The organism is Streptomyces sp. CNS606, assembly GCF_000426325.1.
The window spans coordinates 94,118-119,688 of record NZ_AUFD01000016.1 but is presented as its reverse complement, the minus strand read 5'-3'; the positions used below and the strand labels follow the sequence as shown (position 1 = coordinate 119,688).

The following is a 25,571-nucleotide window of genomic DNA, read 5'->3' as shown; positions in this document are numbered from 1 at the left end:
GCCGCTTCGCCCGCACGCTCCCGGCCGGGGCCCGTACGGGGTCCGGATGTGCGCCATGCGGGCCACCGGGGCGACACCGTTCGGGCGGTGCCGTTCATCCGACGTTCGTCGTACGGTCGCCCGCGGCTGCGAGCGTGCGCACCATGGGCGGCATGGAGAGTGGATCCGCAGCCTTCGCCGGTACGGCCCTCGCGGTCTTCGGCGTCGCGCTGCTCCTGTGGACCTCGACACGCACCAGGCTGCGGCAACCCGTGGCCGAGGGTGTGCACCCGGTGGCGGCGATCGCGCTCGCCGCCGGATTCGGCCTGCTCTCGCTGGTGCTCGGCTTCCTTCTGCTGACCCCGGCCTGATCCGCCGACGAGGGCCTTCCGGGCCCGCCGCCTGCCGCTCGGCCCCTTGCCCGAGGCGGGCCGGTGCCGTGCCCGGGAGCGCGGCAGGGCGGCAGGAAACCCGGTTGTCGGGTTACCGTTCGAGTGGCGCTGGAGCATTTTCCCGTTTGACACGGGGGCGGGCGGTACCGTCACACTCCGCAAGCGTCACCGAGACATGCCGACCGGAGAGAAGAGCCGAAGTTGTCCCCGACCAGCGAGACCACCAAGGGCGGGCGCCGACTCGTGATCGTCGAGTCGCCCGCCAAGGCCAAGACGATCAAGGGCTATCTCGGCCCGGGCTACGTGGTCGAGGCCAGCGTGGGACACATCCGTGATCTCCCGAACGGCGCCGCCGAGGTTCCGGCCAAGTACAAGGGGCAGCCCTGGGCGCGCCTAGGAGTCAACGTCGACCACGACTTCGAGCCGCTCTACGTCGTGAACAGCGACAAGAAGGACCAGGTCAAGAAGCTCAAGTCGCTGCTCGCGGAGTCCGACGAACTCTTCCTCGCCACCGATGAGGACCGCGAGGGCGAGGCCATCGCCTGGCACCTTCAGGAGGTGCTGAAGCCGAAGGTCCCCGTGCGCCGGATGGTCTTCCACGAGATCACCAAGGACGCCATCCGCGAAGCCGTCAACAACCCGCGCGAGCTGAACCAGAAGCTGGTCGACGCGCAGGAGACCCGCCGCATCCTCGACCGTCTCTACGGCTACGAGGTCTCGCCGGTGCTGTGGAAGAAGGTCATGCCGCGGCTGTCGGCGGGCCGTGTCCAGTCGGTCGCCACCCGGCTCGTGGTGGAGCGGGAGCGCGAGCGCATGGCGTTCCGCTCGGCCGAGTACTGGGACCTGACGGCCACCTTCGCCACGGTCGCGGGGGGCGGGGCGGACTCCTCGGACCCCGGCACCTTCGGGGCGCGGCTCAGCGCCGTCGACGGCCGCCGCGTCGCCCAGGGCCGCGACTTCGGCGCAGACGGGCAGCTCAAGACCGCCTCGGCGTCCGCGCAGGTGCTCCAGCTCGATGAGCAGGCCGCCCGCGCGCTGGCCGACGGCCTGGCGCGCACCGACTTCTCCGTCCGCTCGGTCGAGTCCAAGCCGTACCGCCGCTCGCCGTACGCGCCGTTCCGTACGACCACGCTGCAGCAGGAGGCCAGCCGCAAGCTGGGCTTCGGCGCGAAGGTCACCATGCAGGTGGCGCAGAAGCTGTACGAGAACGGCTTCATCACCTACATGCGTACGGACTCCACCACGCTCTCCGACACCGCGGTGGCCGCCGCTCGCGCCCAGGTCACGCAGCTCTACGGCGCCGACTACCTGCCCGAGCGGCCGCGCACCTACGCCGGCAAGGTCAAGAACGCGCAGGAGGCGCACGAGGCCATCCGCCCGTCCGGCGACCGCTTCCGCACGCCGGCCGAGACCGGCCTGACCGGCGAGCAGTTCAAGTTGTACGAGCTGATCTGGAAGCGCACCGTCGCCTCCCAGATGAAGGACGCCGTCGGCCAGTCCGTGACCGTGAAGGTCGGCGGACGCAGCGCGGACGGACGGGACGCCGAGTTCAGCGCCACCGGCAAGATCATCACCTTCCACGGCTTCCTCAAGGCCTACGTCGAGGGCGCCGACGACCCGAACGCCGAACTCGACGACCGCGAGCGCCGCCTGCCCCCGGTCCAGGAGGGCGACGCGCTCACGGCCGACGACCTGACCGCCGACGGCCACGCGACCAAGCCCCCGGCCCGCTACACCGAGGCCACGCTGGTCAAGGAGCTGGAGGAACGGGAGATCGGCCGCCCGTCGACGTACGCGTCGATCATCAGCACCATCCTCGACCGGCGCTACGTCTTCAAGAAGGGCACCGCGCTGGTGCCCTCCTTCCTCTCCTTCGCCGTGGTGGGACTGCTGGAGAAGCACTTCGGCCGCCTGGTCGACTACGACTTCACCGCGAAGATGGAGGACGACCTCGACCGCATCGCCGCCGGCAACGCCGAGGCGGTGCCGTGGCTGCGGCGCTTCTACTTCGGCGAGGACGGCGCCGGTGACGGAGCGGCGAGCCCCGCCGCCGACTCCGGGAACGGCGACGGCGACCACCTCGGCGGTCTGAAGGAACTGGTCTCCGACCTCGGCGCCATCGACGCCAAGGGCGTCTCCTCCTTCCCCGTGGGCGAGGGCATCGTGCTCCGCGTGGGCCGCTACGGGCCGTACGTCGAGCGGCTCTCCGAGGACCCGGAGCAGCAGCCCGGCAAGCGCGCCGACGTGCCCGAGAACCTGCCCCCGGACGAGCTGACCGTCGAGCTGGCCGAGGAGCTCCTCGCGAAGCCCAGCGGCGACTTCGAGCTGGGCGAGGACCCGGAGACCGGACGGCCGGTCGTGGCGCGCGACGGCCGCTACGGCCCGTACGTCACCGAGGTGCTGCCCGAGGGCACACCGAAGACCGGCAAGAACGCCGTCAAGCCGCGTACCGCCTCCCTGCTGAAGTCCATGTCGCTCGATACGGTGACGTTGGAGCAGGCTCTGCGGCTGCTGTCGCTGCCGCGCGTGGTGGGCGAGGACCCGGAGTCCGGTGAGACGATCACCGCACAGAACGGCCGCTACGGGCCGTACATGCGCAAGGGCACCGACTCGCGTTCGCTGGAGTCGGAGGAGCAGATCTTCTCCGTCACGCTCGACGAGGCGCTCGCCATCTACGCCCAGCCCAAGCAGCGGGGACGAGCCGCCGCGAAGCCACCGCTGAAGGAACTGGGCACCGACCCGACCACCGAGAGGCCGGTCGTGGTCAAGGACGGCCGGTTCGGCCCCTACGTGACCGACGGCGAGACCAACGCGACGCTGCGCACGACCGACGACGTCGCGACGATCACGCCGGAGCGCGGGTACGAACTCCTCGCCGAGAAGCGGGCCAAGGGGCCGGCGAAGAAGAAGTCGACCGCGAAGAAGTCGACCGCCAAGAAGGCGACGGCGAAGAAGACGACCGCCAAGAAGGCGACGGCGAAGAAGACGGCCGCGAAGAAGACGACGGCGAAGAAGACCGCCGCCAAGAAGGCCGCGGCGAAGGAGAGCACCGCCGGGAAGTAGCCCGGGAAGTACCCCGGGACGGGGGCCCGGGGCGTACCGCCGGCGTGGAGCCGCGTGTCCGGCGCATCGCCGGGACGTTCCCGGGCCGCCCGATGGCGCGCCCCGTCCTGCCTGCGGCGGCGTGCGAATGTTCGGGCGGCCGCTCGTGCTGTCGGCGGCGCCCTATACGCTGGCAGGATGACGCGTTCAGAGCAGCCGACTGGCGTGGACACGGACAACTCCGCCGCGGACGATGCCCTCGCCGCGGACTCACGCGAGCGTGCCGTCGGCGCACTTCTTCGCTACGGCCCGCTACGGCGGTTGTGGAGCGCCCAGTTCACCGGCGGCGTCGCCGATGTCCTCGGACTGCTGGTCCTGTTGCTGCTCGCACTCAAGGCCGCCGTGATCGCCCCCGTCGTCGGCGGCGACCCGGTCTTCGGCGGCGGCTACCGCGGTGTCGCCTTCGTCGTGGCCGCCGTGTTCGGGGCACGCCTGCTGGCCACCCTGCTCTTCGGCGCCGTGCTGCTCGGCCCGCTCTCCTCGCTCACCGCCTCCGGCGGCCCGCTGGACCGGCGCTGGACGATGATGGTCGCCGACGGGCTGCGTGCGGTCGTGCTGATCATCGCCCCGTTGTGGAACGACTGGGTGCCCAGGACCGCCTTCGCCGCGATCCTGGCGACCGTCTTCGTCACCGGCGCCGCGGAGCGCGTGTTCGCCGTGGCCAAGGACAGCACCGCCCCCGCGCTGCTGCCCGCGCCCCCGCCGGAGGGCGCCGCAGTGCGCCCGCTGCCCGACCACGCCGACGCGCTGCGCCGCCTGTGGACGCGCACCGGCTTCGTCGCCTTCCCCATCGCCGCCGCCGGGCTGGTGGTGATCACGCTCGTCTCCAACCTGCTCGGTTCCGGCATCGGCTGGTTCACCACCCACCAGGCAGCGCTCGCCGGGTACGTCGCGGCCGGTCTCTTCGCCGGTTCGCTGTCCGTCCTGGCCTTCCTCGAACTTCCCGACTCCGCGACGCCGCGCCCCCGTTCGCCCCTCCAGGGCCTGCGCCGCCCGCGCAGGGACGACGCCCGCGAGAAGGGCCGCACGGGCGCGGTCCCCCTGCTCGTCCTCGGCTGCGCGGCGCTCGCCGGCGCCATCGGCGCGGCCGTCTCCGTGGCCGCGCTGGAAGCCGCCAGCCTCGGCGGCGGTCCGGTGGCGTTCGGCCTGCTGGTGCTCGCCCTCACCGGCGGCACCGCCCTCGGCATCCGGCTCGCCCCGCGCGTGCTGTCCGCTCTGTCCCGCCGCCGCTTGTTCGCCGTCGCCGTCGCCGTCACCGGCGTGGCGCTGCTGGCCACGGGCCTCACGCCGGACACCGCGACGATGCTCGGCCTCGCTCTGCTCTCCGGCCTCGCCGCCGGCGTCGCCGCGCACACCGGCCACACCCTGCTGGACCAGGAGACCGAGGAGCCCCGCCGCGCCCGTCTCACCGCGCACCTCCAGGCCGTCGTCCGCGTCACGGTGGCGCTGACCGCGGTCGTCGCACCCGTGCTGGCCGCGTTCATCGGCCCGCACCGCGTGCAGGCCGGCGACTTCGTCTTCGAGCACGACGGCGCCGCGTTCGTGCTGATGCTCGCCGGCGCCCTGCTGCTGCCGGTCGCCGCACTCGTGCTCGGCCGCACCGACGACCGCCACGGCGTCCCGCTGCGCCGCGACCTGCGGGAAGCCCTGCGCGGTGCCGAGCCGGCCCAGGCGCCCGCCGCGAGCGGTTTCTTCATCGCCGTCGAGGGCGGCGACGGCGCCGGCAAGTCGACCCAGGTCGAAGCGCTGGCGGAGTGGATACGCGGCAAGGGCCACGAGGTCGTGGTGACCCGCGAGCCGGGCGCCACCCCCATCGGCAAGCGTCTCCGCGCGATCCTGCTGGACGTCTCCTCCGCCGGTCTCTCCGACCGCGCCGAGGCCCTGCTCTACGCGGCGGACCGGGCCGAACACGTCGACACCGTCGTCCGGCCCGCGCTCGAACGTGGGGCCGTCGTCCTCTCCGACCGCTACATCGACTCCTCCGTCGCCTACCAGGGCGCCGGACGGGACCTCTCGCCCACCGAGATCGCACGGATCTCCCGCTGGGCCACGGACGGCCTGGTGCCCCACCTGACCGTCCTGCTCGACATCTCGCCGCAGACCGCGCGGGAACGCTTCACCGAGGCCCCGGACCGGCTGGAGTCCGAGCCGGACGCCTTCCACCAGCGCGTCCGCTCCGGTTTCCTGTCGCTGGCCGCCGCCGACCCCGCCCGGTACGTCGTCGTCGACGCCGGCCAGGAGCCCGAGGCCGTCACCACCGTCGTACGTCACCGGCTGGACCAGGTGCTGCCGCTCTCCGAGCAGGAGGTGCAGGCCCGCGAGGACGCCCGCAGGGCGGCCGAGGAGGAGGCCCGCCGCCGCGCCGAGGAGGAGGCCGCCCGCAAGGCCGAGGAGGAACGCCAGGAGCGGGAGCGGCAGGAGCAGTTGCGCAGGCTCCGGGAGGCCGAGGCGGAGGAGAAGCGCCGCCAGGAGGAGCAGGAGCGGCAGCAGGAGGAGGCCCGCCGCGCGGAGGAGGCGCGGCGGCGTGCCGAGGAGCAGCGCCGGCGTGCGGAGGAGGAGCGCGAACGCCGCGAGGCGGAGGAGCGCACCCGCCGTGAGGAGGAGGACCGCCGCCGCCGGCTCGCCGAGGAGGAGACCCGCCTCCGTGCCGAGGCCGAGGAGCGCCGCCTGGAGAAGCAGCGCAAGGCGGAGGAGTCGCTGATGCGGGCGGAGCAGGCACGGGAGGCCGAATCCACCCCCCGCCGCGAGGACGCCGCCGGGACCGCCCCGATGCCGCGAATCGACATGCGCAAGGACACCGCGTCCGGACCGCCCCGCGACGGCGACCCGGACAGCGAGGAGACGACCCAGCTCCCGCAGCAGACGCCCGGGGCCGACGCGCCGGCCGAGGACGAGACGACCGTCCTCCCCGCCGTCTCGCCGGACGAGGAGACCGCGGAGGTCCCCCAGGTCGAACGCACCCGGGAGATGCCGCGCGTCGAGGACGAGTCCGGCCAGGAGAACGGCGGGCGGAAGGGCCGCCGCCGGCGCCGTGAGTGGGCGGAGGAGACCCCGCTGGACGACATGCCGACGCTCGCGGACGAGCTGCTCGGCTCGCGCGACGAGGACGAGGACCGGGGCGACCGCCGCCGCGACCGCTGACGCGGCCGCGGCCGTGCCGGTGGCTCACCGCGCCCGGCGGCCGCCGCGGCGATACGCGGCGGACGCCGGGCGGGGGCAAGGAGCTGTCACAGGCGTCCCGCACAATGGGAACCACGCAGCGCAGCGCACGTCGCGGAGAGGACGGCCCCACATGCCCGTATGGGACGACGTCGTCGGCCAGGCGCGGGCCGTCGAGCAGCTCGCCGCCGCCGCCCGGGACGCGGACGCGTACGTCACCGCGGAGGCGACCGGCGAGCCGGTCGCCCTGTCCGGCTCCGCCATGACGCACGCCTGGCTGTTCACCGGCCCGCCCGGCTGCGGCCGTTCCACCGCCGCCCGCGCCTTCGCCGCCGCCCTCCAGTGCGTCAGCCCGGACCGTGCCCTGGGCGGGCAGCCCGGCTGCGGCTTCTGCGACGGCTGCCACACCTCCCTCGTCGGCACGCACGCCGACGTCGAGGTGGTCCGCACCGATCTGCTCACCATCGGCGTCAAGGAGACCCGCGACCTGGTACGCCGTGCCCAGATGTCGCCGGCCGGCGGACGCTGGCAGGTGATCGTGCTGGAGGACGCCGACCGTCTCACCGAGGGCGCGGGGAACGTGTTGCTGAAGGCCGTCGAGGAGCCCGCGTCGCGCACCGTGTGGCTGCTGTGCGCGCCGTCCACCGAGGACGTCCTGCCCACCATCCGCTCCCGCTGCCGCACCCTCTCCCTCCGTACGCCGCCGGTGGACGCCGTCGCGGACGTGCTGGTCCGCCGGGACGGGGTCGAACCGGGCCCGGCCGCGGCCGCCGCCCGCGCCACTCAGGGGCACATCGGCCGGGCGCGCCGCCTCGCCACCGACGAGCGGGCCCGCGCCCGCCGCGCCGCGGTGCTCCGCCTTCCGGAGCGCGTCGCGGACATCGGCGGCGCGCTCAAGGCGGCCCAGGAACTGGTCGACGCCGCGGCCGAGGACGCCAAGCAGGCCGCGGAGGAGAGCGACGCCAAGGAGACGGAGAAGCTGCGGGCCGCCCTCGGCGCCGCCGAGGGGAAGCGGCTGCCGCGCGGCACCGCGGGCGCGATGAAGGAGCTGGAGGACCGCCAGAAGCGCCGTGCGACCCGCACCCAGCGCGACTCCCTCGACCTGGCCCTCACCGACCTGACAGGCTTCTACCGCGACGTGCTGGCCAGCCAGTTCGGCTCGGCCGCGGCCCTCGCCGACGAGGAGGCCGGCGACGCCGTCGCGCAGCTCGCCGCGCGCTCCCGGCCCGAGCAGACGCTGCGCCGCATCGACGCGATCCTGGAGTGCCGTACGGCCCTGGACCGCAACGTCGCGCCGCTGCTCGCGGTGGAGGCGATGGCGATGTCGTTGCGCGCGGGCTGACCACTTGTCCGGATACGCTCCGAAGATCGGCCCGTATCCGGTTCGCTCCCGCGACCCGTCGCCAACCAAGGGAAACGTTCGTCATGGAATTCAGGCGTGTGCTCCGTTCCTCCACAGCCGTCGTGGTCGGCGCCGCGCTGCTGGTCTCCGGCTGCACCTCGGACGACGGCGGGTCGGACAAGTCGGAGAGCAAGCAGCCGCTGCCCACCAGCACCCGTCCACCGGGCGGGGACGCCGCTCCGCTGCGTCCCCTGCCGAAGAAGATCCCCGCCGGACTGCAGACGTACTACGAGCAGGACCTGAAGTGGGGCGAGTGCGGCACCATCGGCTTCGAGTGCGCGAACCTCACCGTGCCGCTGGACTACGACGACCCCTCCGCGGACTCCGACCTCCAGCTCGCGGTCTCCCGCAAGAAGGCGCCGGGCGGGGGCGACCCCACCGGCTCCCTGATGGTGAACCCGGGCGGCCCCGGCGGGTCCGCGATCGACTACCTGCAGCAGGCCGCTGCCGTGGGCTTCCCGTCCGAACTCCGAGAGAACTACGACATCGTCGGCATGGACCCGCGCGGCGTCGGACGCAGCGAGCCCGTCGAGTGCCTCTCCGACCGGGAGATGGACGGCTACACCCGCACCGACCAGACGCCCGACGACCCGGGCGAGGTCGACAAGCTGGTCACCGCGTACAAGAACTTCGCCGAGGGCTGCGAGCAGCGCACCAGCGGCCTCCTCGCGCACGTCTCCACCCGCGACGTCGCCCGCGACATGGACGTCCTGCGCGCCGCCCTGGGCGACGAGAAGCTGTACTACTACGGCGCCTCCTACGGCACCTACCTGGGCGCGACCTACGCGGGCCTCTTCCCCTCCCGCACCGGCCGCCTCGTGCTCGACGGCGCGATGGACCCCTCGCTGGAGGCCGTCGACATCAACCGGCAGCAGACGGGCGGCTTCGCCACCGCCTTCCGCGCCTTCGCCGAGGACTGTGTCGAACGGCGCAACTGCCCGCTCGGCAACGGCACCACCCGGCAGGCGGGCAAGAAACTCGGCGCGTTCTTCGAAAAGGTCGACGACGAGCCGCTGGAGACCGGCGAGTCCCGCACGCTGACCGAGTCGCTTGCCACCACGGGCGTCATCCAGGCCATGTACACACAGGTGTACTGGCCGCGTCTGCGCGCCGCTCTCGCCGACGGGATGGAAGGCGACGGCGCCGGCCTGCTCACCCTCGCCGACGCCTACTACGAGCGCGCGGCCGACGGCTCCTACGGCAACATCATGTTCGCCAACCCGGCCGTGAACTGCCTCGACCTCCCGCCGGCCTTCTCCGGCCCGGCAGAGGTCAGGGACGGGGTGGCCTCCTTCGAGAAGGTGTCTCCCGTCTTCGGCCGCACCTTCGCCTGGGCCTCGCTGAACTGCGCCTACTGGCAGGTCGAGCCCACGGGCGAGCCGCACCGCATCGCGGCGAACGGCGCGGCGCCCATGATCGTCGTCGGCACCACCCGCGACCCGGCCACCCCGTACGCCTGGGCCCAGGGCCTCGCCGGCCAGATGAAGACCGCCGACCTGCTGACCTACGACGGCGACGGCCACACCGCCTTCATGCAGGGCAGCCGGTGCATCGACGAGGCGATCACCCGCTACTTCGTCGACGGCGACATGCCGCCCGAGGGCAAGCGCTGCTCCTGACCCCCTCGGCACCCGGGGTGCCCCCGGTCCGGGGCACCCCGGCAAACCCTGTAGACTTCATTCCGCTGCTCACGCCACCATGGCACGAGCGCACGCCGCCTTAGCTCAGTCGGCCAGAGCGACGCACTCGTAATGCGTAGGTCAGGGGTTCGACTCCCCTAGGCGGCTCACTTGAACCCCAGGTCAGATGCCTATCTGACCTGGGGTTTTCTGCTGCAGGGAGCATGACGGGGTCGGGGGGCCGCGAGCCTTCTCGGGCTCCGGCCGCGGGTGGCGTTCTCGTTCCGACCGGCCAATCCAGGACACGGTCGGCGCCGGTCGGGGAGATCCGCGACCGGTCGTGGTGCAGTGGGAGTGAGCTGCCGGGCGGCAGGGCCGGCCAGACTCGTGCATCGTGCTCGAAGCCGGAATGCGGTCGCTCCACCGAGGCGGGAGCGCGCACGCGCGGGTGGTGACTTCGGCCTTCCCGACGGCGGCAGGGCGCTCGGGCGCCGACGGTCGCGTGCTCGCGCGGGGTGACTCCGACGCCATGGTGGTGAACCTGCCTGTTGCGCGCCGTGTGAGGTGCGCCGGAGTGTGCCGGCCGTGATAGGCGGAGAGCATGCTCAGTGGAGTCCGAGCCCGGGTGTTGCCCGATTCCCAGCGCCGTTCTCTGGAGGAGCTGGCAGAGGATCTGGACTTGTCGTCCGGGGACAGCCGGGCCAAGAGGTCGGCGTTCTGGGCGATGCTGTCTCTGTCGGGGGTCATCGCGGCGGGAGGGGTGATCACGGACTCGACGGCAACCGTGATCGGCGCGATGATCATCGCGCCGTTGTCGACGCCGATCATGGGCGTCGCCCTGGGATCGGTGCAACGTCGCCGGAACGGAGCGGCGAGGCTCGTCCTGTTCGCCTGCCTGCTGGTGGTCGCGCTCGGTGCCGTGTTCTCCGTGGTGCTGCCCGATCACTATGCCCTGCTGGGAAACAGCCAGGTCGCGTCGCGGACGTCCCCGGGGCTGATGGATCTGGTCGCCGCGTTGGCGACGGGCTTCGCCGGCGCGGTGGCCCTCGCGCGGCGGGACGTCGCCGCCGTGCTTCCCGGAGTCGCGATCGCGATCTCCCTGGTGCCGCCGCTGGTGGTGGCCGGCGTGTGTCTCGGGCGCTTGGAGGGGTGGTTGGCGCTGGGGGCGCTGGTGCTCTTCCTGTCCAACCTGTTCGCGCTGGTCTTCGGAGGGATGGTGGTCTTCGCCGCTCTGGGCTACGGCCGCGGCGAGGTCCGGGCGCCCGGACGGCCCGCTCGGCGGGCGTACGTCGCCATGTCCCTGCTGTTCGCCGTCGTCTTCGTGCCACTGGCGGCGAACACGGCACTCACCCTTCTGCTCGACGTCTGGAGGGGTAAGGCGAAGGAGGCGGCGGAGCAGTGGCTGGCCGACGTGCCGGGCGCGTCGGTAACCGTGGTGGACACGACGTCCCGAACGATGCGGATCCACGTTCGTCTCCCCGGCGAGTTGCCCCCGGTGGGTGGTCTGCTCGACCGCCTCGCGGGGCAGCTGCCGGACGGCGTGCCGGTGCTGGTGGAGGTGGAACGCGGCCGGCTGGTCGATGCGGGGCGGGTCGGTGGCTGAGCGTGGGGCGGTCAGGCGGGGGTGGGGGTGCAGGTGGGGCAGAGGCCGCGGAAGGTGATCTCGGCGGTGGTGACCTGGAAGCCGTGGCGTTCGGTGGCGGGGAGGAGGTCGAGGGGGTCGCCGGCGGGGTGGACGTCGCGGATGGTGCCGCAGGCCGAGCAGGTCAGGTGGTGGTGGGGGCGGGCGTTGGGGTCGTAGCGCTTGGCGCGGCCGTCGACGACCTCGAGCACCTCGCCGAGGGAGACGAGTTCGCCGAGCGCGTTGTAGACGGTGGCGCGGGAGATCTCCGGGAGGCGTGCGGTCGCGCGCGACAGTACCTCGTCCGCGGTGAGGTGGATGTGGTCGCCGTCGAGTACCTCGGCGACCACCCGGCGTTGAGCGGTCAGCCGCCAGCCACGTGCCCGAAGCCGTCCCAGCAGGTCACTCATGGGCGCAACCTAGCAGCGTCGCGTCGAGGAATTGAAGACGTACGCGTCTGGGATGTGTATTGACTTGGATCCCGTCCACCATAGGATCGGGTCCGGCGACAGCCGAGGAGCCCAGGGGCCGCCCTGCACCGGAAGGATTCCCATGTCCGAGAACCACGAGGCAATCGTCACAGACGCGAAGACGGAGGGCGGGGGTGGCTGTCCGGTCGCGCACGGGCGAGCGCCGCACCCGACCCAGGGCGGTGGAAACCGCCAGTGGTGGCCCGAGCGGCTCAACCTGAAGATTCTTGCCCAGAACCCCGCGGTCGCGAATCCGCTGGGGGAGGACTTCGACTACGCCGAGGCGTTCCGTGGTCTCGACCTCGCCGCCGTGAAGCGGGACCTGACCGAGGTCATGACGACCTCGCACGACTGGTGGCCGGCGGACTTCGGGCACTACGGCCCGTTCCTCATCCGGATGGCGTGGCACAGCGCCGGCACCTACCGGGTCAGCGACGGCCGCGGCGGTGGCGGTACGGGTCAGCAGCGCTTCGCGCCGCTGAACAGCTGGCCGGACAACGGCAACCTGGACAAGGCGCGCCGCCTGCTGTGGCCGGTGAAGAAGAAGTACGGCCAGGCCCTGTCGTGGGCCGACCTGATGATTCTCGCGGGCAACGTCGCCCTGGAGTCGATGGGCTTCGAGACCTTCGGCTTCGCCGGCGGACGCGAGGACGTGTGGGAGCCCGAGGAGGACGTGTACTGGGGCCCGGAGTCCACCTGGCTGGGTGACGAGCGCTACACCGGCGACCGCGATCTGGAGAGCCCGCTGGGCGCGGTCCAGATGGGCCTGATCTACGTCAACCCGGAGGGCCCGAACGGCAACCCGGACCCGCTGGCCGCGGCGCGCGACATCCGTGAGACGTTCCGCCGGATGGCGATGAACGACGAGGAGACGGTCGCGCTCGTCGCCGGCGGCCACACGTTCGGCAAGACCCACGGTGCGGGCCCGGCGGACCGGGTCGGCGCCGACCCGGAGGCCGCCGGGATGGAGGAGATGGGCTTCGGCTGGCGGAGCACGCACGGCACCGGCAAGGGTGGCGACGCGATCACCAGCGGTCTCGAGGGCATCTGGACCGACACCCCGACGACCTGGGACAACAGCTTCTTCGAGATCCTGTTCGGCTACGAGTGGGAGCTGTTCCAGAGCCCGGCGGGGGCCAACCAGTGGCGGCCGAAGGACGGCGCGGGCGCGGGCACCGTGCCCGACGCCCACGACGCGTCGAAGAGCCACGCCCCGACGATGCTGACGACCGACCTGTCGCTCCGCTTCGACCCGGTGTACGAGCCGATCTCGCGGCGCTTCAAGGAGAACCCGCAGGAGTTCGCGGACGCGTTCGCCCGTGCCTGGTTCAAGCTGACCCACCGCGACATGGGTCCGGTCCAGCGCTACCTCGGCCCGGAGGTCCCGTCCGAGACGCTGGTGTGGCAGGACCCGGTGCCCGCGGTGACGCACGCGCTCGTGGACGCCGAGGACGTCGCCGCCCTCAAGAGCAAGGTGCTGGACTCGGGCCTGACGGTGTCCCAGCTGGTGGCCACGGCGTGGGCGTCGGCGGCCTCCTTCCGGGGCAGCGACATGCGCGGCGGCGGCAACGGCGCCCGCATCCGTCTGGAGCCGCAGCGCGGCTGGGAGGTCAACGACCCGGAGCAGCTGTCGACGGTGCTGGGCACGCTGGAGGAGATCCAGCAGTCCTTCAACGCCGCGCAGAGCGGCGGCAAGCAGGTCTCGCTGGCCGACCTGATCGTGCTCGCCGGATGCGCCGGCGTGGAGAAGGCGGCGAAGGACGCCGGTCACGACGTCCGGGTGCCGTTCACGCCGGGACGCAGCGACGCGACGCAGGAGCAGACCGACGTCGACTCGTTCGCCGAGATGGAGCCGGCCGCCGACGGGTTCCGCAACTACCAGGGCAAGGCCAACCGGCAGCTGCCCGCCGAGTACCTGCTGATCGACCGGGCGAACCTGCTGACGCTCAGCGCGCCGGAGATGACCGTTCTCGTCGGCGGTCTCCGCGTCCTCGGCGCCAACCACGGGCAGTCGCAGCACGGCGTGCTGACCGGCACGCCCGGCCGGCTGACGAACGACTTCTTCGTCAACCTGCTCGACCTGGGCACGGAGTGGAAGGCGACGTCGGAGGACCAGCGGGAGTTCGAGGGCCGTGACGCCGCCTCCGGGAAGGTCCGGTGGACCGGTACCCGCGCGGACCTCGTGTTCGGCTCCAACTCCGAGCTGCGCGCGCTCGCGGAGGTGTACGCGAGCGACGACGCGAACGAGAAGTTCGTGACGGACTTCGTCGCGGCGTGGGACAAGGTGATGAACCTCGACCGGTTCGACCTCGCCTGATCGCACAGGCCGACGGGTCGACGGGGCGACAGGTCGCACCGCTCGCACAGGACGCCCCCGGGAAGTCGCCTTCCCGGGGGCGTCCGGCGTCCCGGTGGCGGGGCCAGGGCGGTTCTAGGACAGGCCGAGGGCCTGCTTGACGGGGTCGATGGCGAAGTACACGAGGAACAGCGCGGCGGTGCCCCAGAGCAGCCAGTGCACCTCGCGGGCCTTGCCCAGGCACGCCTTGATGACCACGTAGGCGATGAAGCCGGCGCCGATGCCGTTGGTGATGGAGTAGGTGAACGGCATGACGGCGATGGTCAGGAACGCCGGGATGGCCAGCTCGAAGCGGTCCCAGTCGATGTGCCGGACCTGCGTCATCATCAGGAAGCCGACCGCGACCAGGGCGGGGGAGGCGGCCTGGAGCGGCACGATGGTCAGCAGCGGGGTGAGGAAGAGGGCGAGGGTGAACAGGCCACCGGTCACGATGCTGGCCAGGCCGGTCCGTGCGCCTTCGCCGACACCCGCGGCGGACTCGATGTAGGTCGTGGCGGACGAGGCGGAGGACGCACCGCCGGCGACCGCGGCCGCGCCGTCGATGAGCAGCACCCGGCCCAGGCCGGGGACCTGGCCGCGCTCGTCGAGGAGTCCGGCCTCGGCGGTGACGCCGACGACGGTGCCCATGGTGTCGAAGAAGTCCGACAGGATGAGCGTGAAGACCAGCAGGACCACCGTCAGAATGCTGACCTGCCCGAACGCGCCGAACACGTCGAACTCGCCGAGCAGCCCGAAGTCGGGGGCCGCGACGGGGCCGTCGGGCAGCGTCGGCGAGGTGAGGCCCCAGTTCGTGACCGTGGCGAGCTCGTTGATGACGACGGCGAGGACGGTCATCAGGACGATGCTGATGAGGATGGCGCCCTTCACCTTGCGGGCGAGCAGGACGATCGTCAGGAGGACGCCGAGGCAGAAGACGAGCATCGGCCAGCCGGTGAGGTTGCCGGTGCCGAGCTGGACGGGCACGGTGGTGTTGGCCGCGTCCGGGATGCGCGTGACGAAGCCCGCGTCGACGAAGCCGATCAGGGCGATGAACAGACCGATGCCCACGCTGATCGCCTGTTTGAGGGCCTGCGGGATGGCGTGCATGACCGCCTCGCGCAGTCCCGTCAGGACCAGCACGCAGATCAGCAGGCCCTCCAGGACGATGAGACCCATCGCGTCGTCCCAGCTCATCAGGGGCGCGACCTGGAAGGCGACGACGGCGTTGAGGCCGAGGCCGGCGGCCAGGGCGAGTGGTAGATTGCCGCCGACGCCCATGATCACGGTCATCACCGCGGCCACCAGTGCCGTGGCGGTGGCCAGTTGGGTCCCGTCGAGCTGTTCGCCGAACTTGTCCTCGGCGCCGCCGAGGATGATGGGGTTGAGCACGAGGATGTACGCCATCGTGAAGAAGGTGGCGAGGCCGCCGCGTATCTCCCGTGCGTAGGTCGAACCGCGTTCGCTGATGCGGAAGAAGCGGTCGACCGCGCCACCGCCTCCGGAGGGTGGCGCCTCGTTCTTGGTCGTGGTGCTGGTCTGCATTGCTGGGTCTCCTGGACCTGCTCGTGAGGAAGGGGAAAGCAGGGCGGTGCTGCCGGGGGGAATGACGGCGAGGGCACGTACACCCATGCCGCACCATGCGAGCGGATCTCGCGTGGCAGGGGCACGTTCACAATCGTTTTGCGGAATCCCCTAGTCGACGTCTCCGCGCCATCCCTGTCGCTTCCTACAGAATCGGCGAAGACCTATCCCGCTATAGCGGGAAGGGGGCGACAGCGGCAGTGGAGTGGCCGTCGGTGACTCCCTACTCTCAGCGCGTGCATCCACCGATCCCCTTCGACGCGCGCGCAGCACGCACCCTGCGCGAGAAACTCGGGATGGCCCACGGCCACGTCGCCCACGGCATGCGCGCCTCCTACGGCCTCGTCCACGTCGGCCCCGGCCACATCGCCGCGTGGGAGCGCGGTGAGGCCCTGCCGTCGGCGAACGAACTCACCGCCCTCGCGGGCGCCCTGTGGTGCGCGCCGGGCGAACTGATGGGGCGTCCCCGCACTCTGCTGGAACACCGTCTGGCACGTGGACTCGCCGCCGAGGACGTGGCCGGCTTCACCGGCGTCCCGCTCGACGCCTACCGCCACATGGAGGAGACGGGCCGCTGGGCCGGTGACGAACGGCAGTCCGCGAAGCTCGGCACCCTGCTCGACCTTCCGGTCCCCGACCACATCGCCGTGACGGGTCTGGAGGGCGAGCTCGCGGGCCTCCTCACCGAGGCCGTCACGACGCGCTGGCAGGCCCACATCCGCGCGATCGCCAAGCTGATCTCCCTGGACAAGCGCGACCTGAAGGAACCCCTGCGCGCCCTGCACCAGGAGTACCAGGGGTTGATGGCCGCCACCCTCAGCAGAGCCGGCGACGCCGCCTCCGGCGAGCTGGGGCGGCGCTACCTCGACGACATCGTGCAGCACTTCTGGGACAAGCTCGCCGACCGCGGCTGAGCCGCCCCGGCCGCGCGGCGCCTCGGCGTGCCCACGGAAGGCGGGCGCCCGGCCCGCCGTTCACCTCCGGACGTGCAGGCGGCGGGGTGCGGTGGCGGGGCGGGCCGGTGCGGGGAAGCCGTCCGGGCCCGGGGTGAGCGAGCCCAGCACGGTGGCCCGGCGGGCGCCGGTGCAGGACGGGACGGTGCCGGGGAGCCCGTGCACGCTCAGCCAGCCGAGGACCGCGAAGGCGTACGCCTCCTTCGCCGCCGACGGAAGGCCCAGCTCGTCGGACGTGTGCACCGGTGTCCCCGCGCCCAGTTCGCGGCGCAGCGCCCGCATCAGCTCCGGGTTGCGGGTGCCGCCCCCGGAGGCGATCACCTGGTCGCCGCCCACGTCCCGCACCGCGTCGGCCACCGTGCGGGCGGTGAGTGCGGTGAGGGTGGCGGCCAGGTCCTCGGTGGAGACGTCCCGGCCGTCCAGCGCCCGGTGCAGGTAGGGGAGGTGGAACAGTTCCTTGCCGGTGGTCTTGGGGGCGGGCCGGGCGTAGTACGGCTCGGCCAGCAGGGTGTCGAGCAGGCCCCCTTCGACGCGGCCGCGGGCCGCCAGCGCGCCGTCGGCGTCGTAGCCGAGGCGGCCGTCCGTGGCGTGGGCGACGGCGGCGTCGAGGAGGGCGTTGGCCGGGCCGGTGTCGAAGGCCAGCGGCACCCCTTCGCGGACCACCGTCAGGTTGGCGATCCCGCCCAGGTTGAGGGCGACGGGACGTCCCGGGCGTCCCGCGAGCCACAGCGCGTCGACCATGCTGACGAGCGGGGCGCCCTGCCCGCCCGCGGCCACGTCCCGGGTGCGCAGGCCCGACAGCACGGGCAGGCGGGCGTGCTCGGCGATCCACGCCGGTTCGCCGAGCTGGAGGGTGCCGTGCACCCGGCCGTCGTCCACCCAGTGGTAGACGGTCTGGCCGTGCGAGACGGCCAGTTCGGCACGTCCGTCGCACAGCTCCGCGTTCGCCCGGCGGGCGGTGCGGGCGAACGCCCGGCCGATGCCGGTGTCCAGCCGGCACACGTCGTGCAGTGTGGTGCGAGCCGGGGGCAGCGCGGCGGCCAGCGCGCCGCGCAGGGCGTCGTCGTAGGTCTCGGTGAGCATGCCCAGCGGGCGCAGGACCAGGGTGTCGCCCTCCAGGCCCACGTCTGCGGCGGCGGCGTCGATGCCGTCGTGGGACGTGCCGGACATGAGGCCGATGACGCGCCTCACCCGGCCGTCTTCCCGGTCGTCTCCGCCGCGGCCCCGGGCGCGGCCCCGGGCGGTGCCCCAGCCAACTCGGCGGCGGCCGTGCGGCGCAGCGGGCGCAGGTGGTCGTCGCCGCGCAGGGTCCACAGCGCGAGGGCGCTGATCGCGCAGGTCGCTGCGGCGTAGTAGGCGGGGATGTCGACGTCGCCGGTGCTCGCCACCAGCTCCGTGATGATCAGGCCCGCGCTGCCGGAGAACACGGCGTTGGAGAGGGCGTACGACAGGCCGAGGCCGGTGTAGCGCACGGAGGTCGGGAACATCTCCGACAGCATGGCGGGCCCCGGACCGGCCAGCATGCCGACCGCCGCGCCCGCAGCGAACACCGCCGCGCCCTTCGCCACGGAACCGGAGTCCGGGTCCTGCAGCAGGTTGAGCAGCGGCCAGGACAGCAGCGCGATCAGGACGGCGCCGGTGAGCATCACGGCCCGGCGGCCGACGCGGTCGCTCAGCCGGCCGGCGGGCAGGATCATCGCCGCGAAACCGGCGTTGGCCACCACGCTCGAGATCAGCGCCTGCTGGAAGGAGGCGTTCAGGGTGGCCTGGAGGTAGGACGGCATGACGACCAGGAAGGTGTAGCCGGCCGCGGACCAGCCCATGAGACGCCCGGCACCCAGCAGGATGGCCTTCGCGGTCTGCCCCGTGGACGGCTTCGGCGCGGGCGGCGGTGCGGTCGGCGGCACGCCCGGAGCCCCGGAGGCGCCGTGCTCGCGGACGAACTCGGGTGTCTCGTCCAGCTTCAGCCGCACCCACAGGGCGACGCCGCCCAGCGGCAGCGTCAGCAGGAACGGCAGGCGCCAGCCCCAGTCGTTCAGGGCTCCCGCACTCATCACGGTGGCCAGGACGGCGGCCATGCCGGCGCCCGCGAGCAGGCCGAGGCCGACGGTGAACGACTGCCACGCGCCGTACAGGCCACGCTTGCCCGGCGGCGCGAACTCCGTCATGACCGACACGGCGCCGCCGAACTCGCCGCCCGCGGACAGGCCCTGGAGGATGCGCAGCAGCGTCAGCAGCACGGGGGCGGCCGCGCCCACCGTGGCGTAGGTGGGCAGGACGCCGATCAGGGTGGTGGAGACGGTCATCAGCATCAGCACCATGATCAGCGTCGGCCGGCGTCCGATGCGGTCGCCGATCCGGCCGAAGAGCGCCGCGCCGACCGGCCGGAAGAAGAAGGCGATGGCGAACGACGCGTACGTCTTCACCAGCGACTCCAGGTCGCTCGCGCCGTCCGTGCTGAAGAAGTTCGCCGCGATGATGGTCGCGAAGTAGCCGTAGACGCCGAACTCGTACCACTCGACGAAGTTGCCGACGGACCCGGCGACGAGTGCCCGGCGGGGTGGTGACGGGGGGTGCGGCGGGGCGGCGGCCGGTGGGGTGGACGACATGGCTGGACCTCTTCCGGTGCCCGCGGCGGGGCGGCGTGATCGACGGTGACCCCCCCCGGGGGTGGAGTAGACCAATTCGTGGCGTACGGGTCAAGGGGACGGACGTACCCTTCAGGCGCGGGGCAACCCGTTGCACGCAGACGTGACGGAAGGACGGCAGCACCGTGAGCGTTCCCGATTCCCCGATCCCGCGCTTCCACCTGGCCGTTCCGGTCGACGACCTGGAGGCCGCCCGCCGCTTCTACGGCGGCGTGCTCGGCCTGGAGCAGGGCCGCAGTGCGGAGACCTGGGTGGACTGGAACCTGCACGGCCACCAGTTCGTGACCCACCTCGCCCCCGGTGCCCCGCGCGGTGTCCACAACCCTGTGGACGGCCACGACGTCCCCGTCCCCCACTTCGGGCTGCTCCTGACGGTGGACGCCTTCCACGCCCTCGCCGAGCGCCTGCGCGCGGCCGGCACCGCGTTCGTGATCGAGCCCTACCTCCGCTTCGCGGGGCGGCCGGGCGAGCAGTGGACGATGTTCCTGCACGACCCGGCCGGGAACGCGCTGGAGTTCAAGGCGTTCGCCGACGACACCCAGGTCTTCGCCGGCTGACCCGGCCGCCGTGCGACCGGCCGCCGTGCGACCGGGCCGCCGTCCCGACCGGCCGTCGTCTCACTCCGGCTCGACGAGGACGCACTCCAGGGAGCGGGGGCCGTGCACGCCTTCGACGCGGGTGAGTTCGATGTCGCTGGTCGCGGACGGTCCGGAGATCCAGGTCTGCGGACGCCGCGGGTCCAGCAGGGGGAGCGCCCGGGGGACGGACGCCACGATCCGGTCGGCGTGGACGACGCAGACGTGGTGGTCGGGGACGAGGGTGAGGGCCCGGCGTCCCTGCGCGGGACCGGCGTCGAGCACCACGGTGCCCGTCTCGGCGACGGCGAGCGCGCAGCCGGTGAGCACGCTGTCGACGGCGTCCAGCCGGGCGGCCGTCAGGGTGGGCGCGTCGCGCACGAGCTCCACGCCGTGGAGTGCGGTGAGCCACCGCGGCGGCAGGTCGGCCGGTACGGCCAGGGTGCGGGTCCCGTGCGCGGCCAGGAGTTCGGCGACGAGGGCGGGCAGGCCGCCGGACGTGGTGCGGTGGACGGCCGCCCGGTAGTCGGCGAGGTTCTCGGCGAGCAGCGCGCGCAGGGCGGCCGGGTCCTCGGAGGTGTGCGCGCTCCGGTAGGCGCGGGCGACGGGGTGGCCGGCCGGCGACTCCGCGGCGGGTACGTCCGCGAGTGCGGTGCGGATGCGGGCCAGGACGAGGTCGCGGGAGCCGTTCACCGAGCCTCCCCTCCTTCGCGGAACGGGGGTGCGCCGGGCGTGGCTTCGCCGTGCCGGGCGTCGCGCGGCCGGGCGCGGTGCGCGCGCCACCAGTCGCGGAAGGACGCCGCGGGCATGCGGGGCAGGTCCCGGGCCCCGCTCCACGCCCCGGCCGCCCCGGGCAGGCGCAGCCGTTCCGGCTGGAGGCGCCGGGTGCGGGCACCGGCCCGCAGGGTGGCCGCGTACGCCGCCGGGTGGTCCAGCAGCCATGTCGCCGCCCGTACGCCCGCCCGCTCCCGGCGGTGCCCGGCGGACTTCTCCGCGACCCGTTCCCGCAGGTGGACGAGGACCTCGGGGATGTCGATGGCGACCGGGCACACCTCGTAGCAGGCGCCGCACAGCGAGGAGGCGTACGGCAGGGAGGCGTCCACCTCGCTCTGCAGGCCGCGGAGTTGGGGCGTCAGGATGGCGCCGATCGGACCGGGGTAGGGCGAGCCGTACGCGTGGCCGCCGGCCCGCTCGTACACCGGGCAGACGTTCAGGCAGGCGGAGCAGCGGATGCAGCGCAGCGCCTGCCGGCCCACCTGGTCGGCGAGGGTGGCGGTGCGGCCGTTGTCGAGCAGCACGAGATGGAAGGTGCGCGGACCGTCGCCCTCCGCCACGCCGGTCCACATCGAGGTGTAGGGGTTCATCCGCTCGGCGGTGGAGGAGCGCGGCAGCAGTTGCAGGAACACCTCCAGGTCCTGCCAGGTGGGGACGACCTTCTCGATGCCGACGACGGAGATCAGCGTCTCCGGCAGCGTGAGGCACATCCGGCCGTTGCCCTCGGACTCCACCACGACCACGGTGCCGGTCTCTGCGACGAGGAAGTTCGCTCCGGAGACGGCGACCTTCGCGCGCAGGAACTTCTCCCGCAGGTGCAGCCGTGCCGCCTCGGCCAGGTCGGAGGGCCGGTCGGTCAGCGTGCCGGGCGCCGGCCGTCCCCAGCGGCCCATCGCCTCGCGGAAGAGGTCGCGGATCTCGCCGCGGTTGCGGTGGATCGCCGGGACCAGGAGGTGCGAGGGCAGGTCGTCGCCGAGCTGCACGATGAGTTCCGCGAGGTCCGTCTCGTACGCGGTCACGCCCTCGGCGGCGAGCGCCTCGTTGAGACCGATCTCCTGGGTGGCCATCGACTTGACCTTGACGACCTCCCGTTCGCCGGTGGCGCGGACCAGGCCGGCGACGATGCGGTTCGCCTCGTCGGCGTCCGCGGCCCAGTGCACCTGCCCGCCCGCCGCGGTGACGGCCCGTTCGGTCTGGAGGAGGTAGTGGTCGAGGTGGCGCAGCGTCCGGTCCTTGAGGTCCTTTCCGGCCTGCCGCAGCTGCGCCCAGTCGCCGAGTTCGGCGACGGCGGCGGCCCGCTTGTCGCGGATGGTGTGCGTGGCGTGCGTGAGGTTGGCGCGCAGCCGCGTGTCGCGGACGGACCCGGCGGCGGCCCGGGGGAAGGCCGGCATCCCGAGGTAGGCGGTGTTCATCGCGGGGGCCTCCGGTCCGCTTCCGTGCACGCGAGGATCTCGGCGAGGTGGAGGGGGCGTACGGGCGCGTCCTGCCGCCGGATCAGGCCGTCGAGGTGCATCAGGCAGGAGTTGTCCGCCCCGCACAGCGTGTCGGCGCCGGTGGCGAGGGCGTGGTCCACCTTGTCCCGTCCCATGGCCACCGACACGGCCTCGTTCTTCACCGCGAACGTGCCGCCGAAACCGCAGCACTCCTCGGCGCCGGGCAGCTCGATCAGGGTCAGACCGCGCACGGCCCGCAGCAGCCGCAGCGGACGGTCGCCCAGCCCCAGCGTCCGCAGCCCGTGGCAGGACGGGTGGTAGGTGACGGTGTGCGGGTAGTACGCGCCGACGTCGGTGACGCCGAGCACGTCCACCAGGAACTCGGTCAGTTCCCGCACCCGCGGCACCAGAGCGGCGGCGGCCGCGGCGAGGGCGTCGCCGCGGCCCTCGGCGCGGGCCCGTTCCCCCATCCGCGGGTAGCCCTCGCGGACCATGGCGACGCAACTGCCGGAGGGCGCGACGACGTGGTCGTAGCCCGCGAACGCGTCGGCCGTGCGCCGCAGCAGCGGCTCGGCAGCCCGCCGGTGGCCGGTGTTGTACTGCGGCTGGCCGCAGCAGGTCTGGGCCGGGGGGAAGTCGACCTCGACGCCCAGCCGTTCCAGCAGCCGTACGACCGCCCGTCCCGTCTCCGGGTACAGCGCGTCGTTCACGCAGGTCACGAAAAGGGCGACGCGCAGCCCGGCGCCCGGGCCGGGTGCGGACGCGCTCACGTGCGGTCCTCCTCCGCCAGGGCGAGCAGCTCCGCGAGGTGCACGGCGCGGGTGCGGGCGCCCGTACGGCGCAGACCCTGCCGCAGCTGTCGCAGGCAGCCGGGGTTGACGGCGACGACGAAGTCGAGGTCGGCCTCCGCGAGGGCCGCCAGCTTCGGGTCCAGTACGGCACGGCTGTCCGCCGGCCGGAGCATCGCGTACGTGCCGGCGGCGCCGCAGCAGTCCCCGGCACCCGGCACCTCCACGTACTCCGCGACGGCGGCGATCAGTTCGCGCGGCGGGCGGGTGACGCCGAGGCCGTTGCGCAGGTGGCAGGAGTCCTGCAGCCCGACGCGGGCCGTGCGGCCGTCGACGGTCACCCGCCCGGCGGGCACGTGGCCTTCGCGGTGCAGGTGGTCGCCGAACTCCCGTACCCGGTCGGGGCCGAGGTGGTGGGCGAGGTGGGCGGCGCAGCCGCCCGCGGTGGTCACGAGGGTGCCGGGCAGCCGCGCGCCCAGCTCCTCGGCGAGCGCCTTCCCGGTGGCGGAGTCGCCGTTGTGGGCGTGCAGTGCACCGCAACAGCCCTGCCCCGGCGGTACGTTCAGCTCGGGCCGCAGCCGCAGCGCGGCCCGTGAGACCGCCGGGTACAGGCCGCGTTCGACGCATCCCAGCATCAGCGACGGCCCGTCGGCCGAGCCGCCGCCGGACGGACGGGCGTGGCGGCGCACCAGCCCTTGGAGGCGCAGCAGGAACGGCCGGGCGACCACCGCGGTCAGCAGCCGGACGATCCACGGCCGCTTCGGGCCGCTCCACTGGTGGTCCCGCCACTGCTCCAGCAGCTGCCCGTACTCCACGCCCGCCGGGCAGACCGTCTCGCACGCGCGGCAGCCCAGGCAGTACGACGACTCCTCCGCCAGCGTCGGGTCGTCGGCGGGGAGTTCGCCGGTCTCCAGGGCGCGCATCAGCGTGATGCGGCCGCGCGGGGAGGACGCCTCGTCGCCGGTGAGGGAGTACGTGGGGCAGGCGGGGAGGCAGAACCCGCACGAGATGCAGCGGTCCAGCTGCTCCTTGTCGAAGAGGCCGCGCCCGGTGCCGGGGCCTTCGGCGGGCGGGCCGGGCTGCGGGGGTTCGGTCGTCATGAGCCGAGCTTTCCGGGGTTGAGGATGCCCGCCGGATCGAAGGCGTGCTTGATGCGGCGCAGCAGGGCCATCTGGTCGTCGCCGAGGCGGTCGGCGAGGTAGGGGAGCTTGGCGGCGCCCACGCCGTGTTCGCCGGTGATGGTGCCGTCGAGTGCGAGGGCGGCGGCGAAGATCTCGCCGAACGCCTGGTGGGCGCGTTCCACGGCCCCGGTGTCGTCCGGGTCGACGACGCAGGTGGGGTGGAGGTTGCCGTCGCCCGCGTGCCCGAAGGTGGCGATGAGCAGGCCGTGCCGTTCGGCGATCTCGTCGATGCGCCCGACCATCTCGGCCAGCCGGTGCCGGGGCACGGTCGCGTCCTCCAGGATGGTGAGCGAGCCGAGCCGGGACAGGGCGGGCAGGCCGCAGCGCCGGGCGGCGAGCAGCGCGTCGGCCCGCGCGACGTTCTCCGCGAGGGTGACCTCCAGGGCGCCGGCGGCGGTGCAGACCTCCTGGATGCGGGCCAGGTTGCCGGCGACCACCGACGGGTCGCCGTCGTCGCCGAACAGCAGCAGCGCGCCGGCGTCGGTGCGCAGGCCGAGCCCGGCGAACGCCTCGACCGCTTCGATGCACTTGCGGTCCAGGAACTCCAGGGTCGCCGGGACGACGCCCGCGGCGATGACGGCCGCGACGGCGCGGGAGGCGTCGGCGAGCGAGTCGAAGTAGGCGACGCCGGTGCCGGTGTCGGCGGGTTTCGGCAGCAGCGCCACGGTCACCTCGGTGATCACCGCGAGGGTGCCCTCGGAGCCGGTGAGCAGGCGGGTGAGGTCGTAGCCCGCGACGTCCTTCCACAACCGGCCGCCGGTACGCACGATCTCGCCGGTGGGCAGGACGGCCTCCAGGCCGAGCACGTAGTTGCGGGTCACGCCGTACTTCAGGCCGCGCAGGCCGCCCGCGCAGGTGGCGACGTTGCCGCCGACGGTGGAGACGGTGCGGCTGCCCGGGTCGGGGGCGTACAGCAGCCCGGCGTCGCCGGCGGCGTCGGCGAGCTGAGCGGTCGTCACTCCGGTCTGCACCCGGGCGAGCAGTTCGCCGGGGCTGATCTCCAGCACGCGGTTCAGCCGGGTCAGGACCAGCATCACCCCGCCGTGCAGGGCGACGGTCCCGGCGCACAGGTTGGAGCCCGCGCCGCGCGGGACCACCGGCACACCGCGTTCGGTGGCCAGCCGCAGCACGGCGGCGACCTCCTCGGTGCTGCCGGGGAACACCACGACGTCCGGTGGCGCGTGGAAGAGCGGGGTGGCGTCCCGGGCGTACGCGGCGAGCTGCCCGGGCTCGACCCGTACGTGCTCCCGGCCGACGAGCGCGGCGAGTGCGTCGGCGAGTGCACCGGCCCGCCCGTCGCCCGCGCCTGCGCCTGCGGCGGTGTCGGGTTCGGTCCGCTCGCTCGGGGGCGTGGCGCGGCCGGCGGCCCGTTCGGTGTGCGCGGTCATCGGCCCGCCCCCGGGCGGCTGGTCGTCCCCATCGTTCCTCCGGTGTCGTCTCGTCGGCTGCGGGCGGATGGAGAGACCAGTGTGCTGCGTGCGGGTGGTCCGCGACACCGTCGGGGCGAACGCGGACAGGGGGACGCGGGAGACCGGGGACGCGGGACGTGGGGGGAGGGC

The 25,571-nt window shown here is 73.2% G+C and carries 18 protein-coding genes and 1 tRNA gene; 10 read left to right on the top strand and 9 right to left on the bottom strand.

What is annotated here, in order from left to right:
* Positions 1–152 precede the first annotated feature (152 nt).
* The 7 genes from K304_RS0113335 to K304_RS0113305 all read left to right on the top strand — a co-directional run bounded on the left by K304_RS0113335 (position 153) and on the right by K304_RS0113305 (position 11,256).
* On the top strand, positions 153–350 hold the full coding sequence (locus K304_RS0113335) for a hypothetical protein (protein WP_027764163.1): 198 nt from the start codon (positions 153–155) through the stop codon (positions 348–350).
* 222 nt (positions 351–572) lie between these two features.
* Entirely contained in the window at positions 573–3,434 is a 2,862-nt protein-coding gene (topA, locus tag K304_RS0113330) for a type I DNA topoisomerase (protein ID WP_027764162.1), read from the top strand.
* Between the two features lie 177 nt (positions 3,435–3,611).
* Positions 3,612–6,614, top strand: a complete 3,003-nt coding sequence (tmk, locus tag K304_RS0113325) for a dTMP kinase (RefSeq protein ID WP_027764161.1) — start codon at positions 3,612–3,614, stop codon at positions 6,612–6,614.
* 151 nt (positions 6,615–6,765) lie between these two features.
* Positions 6,766–7,974, top strand: coding sequence for a DNA polymerase III subunit delta' (locus K304_RS0113320; RefSeq protein WP_027764160.1), 1,209 nt, complete (start codon positions 6,766–6,768; stop codon positions 7,972–7,974).
* 83 nt (positions 7,975–8,057) lie between these two features.
* Positions 8,058–9,653: an alpha/beta hydrolase gene (locus K304_RS0113315; protein WP_027764159.1), complete on the top strand. Its 1,596-nt coding sequence runs from the start codon at positions 8,058–8,060 to the stop codon at positions 9,651–9,653.
* 94 nt (positions 9,654–9,747) lie between these two features.
* Positions 9,748–9,821 (top strand) — tRNA-Thr (locus K304_RS0113310).
* A gap of 457 nt (positions 9,822–10,278) precedes the next feature.
* On the top strand, positions 10,279–11,256 hold the full coding sequence (locus K304_RS0113305; protein WP_311675983.1) for a TIGR00341 family protein: 978 nt from the start codon (positions 10,279–10,281) through the stop codon (positions 11,254–11,256).
* Between the two features lie 11 nt (positions 11,257–11,267).
* Here the strand turns inward: K304_RS0113305 and K304_RS0113300 are convergent, their stop codons facing one another.
* Positions 11,268–11,684 carry a Fur family transcriptional regulator gene (locus K304_RS0113300; protein ID WP_027764157.1) on the bottom strand — a complete coding sequence of 139 codons (417 nt, stop codon included), beginning with the start codon at positions 11,682–11,684 and terminating at the stop codon, positions 11,268–11,270.
* Between the two features lie 142 nt (positions 11,685–11,826).
* On the opposite strand from K304_RS0113300, the gene katG reads away from it, so the two are divergent.
* The gene (katG, locus tag K304_RS0113295; RefSeq protein WP_027764156.1) at positions 11,827–14,061 is read left to right on the top strand and encodes a catalase/peroxidase HPI; all 2,235 of its coding nucleotides are present in this window, start codon (positions 11,827–11,829) and stop codon (positions 14,059–14,061) included.
* 114 nt (positions 14,062–14,175) lie between these two features.
* Here the strand turns inward: katG and K304_RS0113290 are convergent, their stop codons facing one another.
* Entirely contained in the window at positions 14,176–15,621 is a 1,446-nt protein-coding gene (locus K304_RS0113290; RefSeq protein WP_027764155.1) for an NCS2 family permease, read from the bottom strand.
* A gap of 275 nt (positions 15,622–15,896) precedes the next feature.
* Here K304_RS0113290 and K304_RS0113285 point away from each other — a divergent pair, with 275 nt between their 5' ends.
* Positions 15,897–16,574, top strand: coding sequence for a helix-turn-helix domain-containing protein (locus tag K304_RS0113285; RefSeq protein ID WP_027764154.1), 678 nt, complete (start codon positions 15,897–15,899; stop codon positions 16,572–16,574).
* A 60-nt stretch (positions 16,575–16,634) separates the two neighbouring features.
* On the opposite strand, the gene K304_RS0113280 is transcribed toward K304_RS0113285, so the two are convergent.
* Positions 16,635–17,804, bottom strand: a complete 1,170-nt coding sequence (locus K304_RS0113280; RefSeq protein WP_486591650.1) for an anhydro-N-acetylmuramic acid kinase — start codon at positions 17,802–17,804, stop codon at positions 16,635–16,637.
* Positions 17,801–19,222: an MFS transporter gene (locus K304_RS28845; RefSeq protein ID WP_078529035.1), complete on the bottom strand. Its 1,422-nt coding sequence runs from the start codon at positions 19,220–19,222 to the stop codon at positions 17,801–17,803. The genes K304_RS0113280 and K304_RS28845 overlap by 4 nt, the downstream gene beginning before the upstream one ends.
* A 164-nt stretch (positions 19,223–19,386) precedes the next feature.
* On the opposite strand from K304_RS28845, the gene K304_RS0113270 reads away from it, so the two are divergent.
* Positions 19,387–19,818 (top strand): VOC family protein, encoded by a 432-nt coding sequence (locus K304_RS0113270; RefSeq protein WP_027764152.1) that lies wholly within the window; start codon positions 19,387–19,389, stop codon positions 19,816–19,818.
* 60 nt (positions 19,819–19,878) lie between these two features.
* Here the strand turns inward: K304_RS0113270 and K304_RS0113265 are convergent, their stop codons facing one another.
* Genes K304_RS0113265 through K304_RS28835 form a run of 5 tightly spaced genes read right to left on the bottom strand, consistent with a single transcriptional unit; the run spans position 19,879 to position 25,400 of the window.
* Positions 19,879–20,529, bottom strand: coding sequence for an LUD domain-containing protein (locus K304_RS0113265; protein ID WP_027764151.1), 651 nt, complete (start codon positions 20,527–20,529; stop codon positions 19,879–19,881).
* Positions 20,526–22,022 (bottom strand): lactate utilization protein B, encoded by a 1,497-nt coding sequence (locus tag K304_RS28840; RefSeq protein ID WP_051308420.1) that lies wholly within the window; start codon positions 22,020–22,022, stop codon positions 20,526–20,528. Before K304_RS28840 ends, K304_RS0113265 begins: the two co-directional genes overlap by 4 nt.
* Positions 22,019–22,780, bottom strand: coding sequence for a (Fe-S)-binding protein (locus K304_RS0113255; RefSeq protein ID WP_027764150.1), 762 nt, complete (start codon positions 22,778–22,780; stop codon positions 22,019–22,021). The genes K304_RS28840 and K304_RS0113255 overlap by 4 nt, the downstream gene beginning before the upstream one ends.
* A 29-nt stretch (positions 22,781–22,809) precedes the next feature.
* Complete coding sequence (locus K304_RS0113250) at positions 22,810–23,931, bottom strand: (Fe-S)-binding protein (protein ID WP_027764149.1); 1,122 nt, start codon at positions 23,929–23,931, stop codon at positions 22,810–22,812.
* On the bottom strand, positions 23,928–25,400 hold the full coding sequence (locus tag K304_RS28835) for an FAD-linked oxidase C-terminal domain-containing protein (protein WP_078529033.1): 1,473 nt from the start codon (positions 25,398–25,400) through the stop codon (positions 23,928–23,930). The genes K304_RS0113250 and K304_RS28835 overlap by 4 nt, the downstream gene beginning before the upstream one ends.
* Between the last annotated feature and the right edge of the window lie 171 nt (positions 25,401–25,571).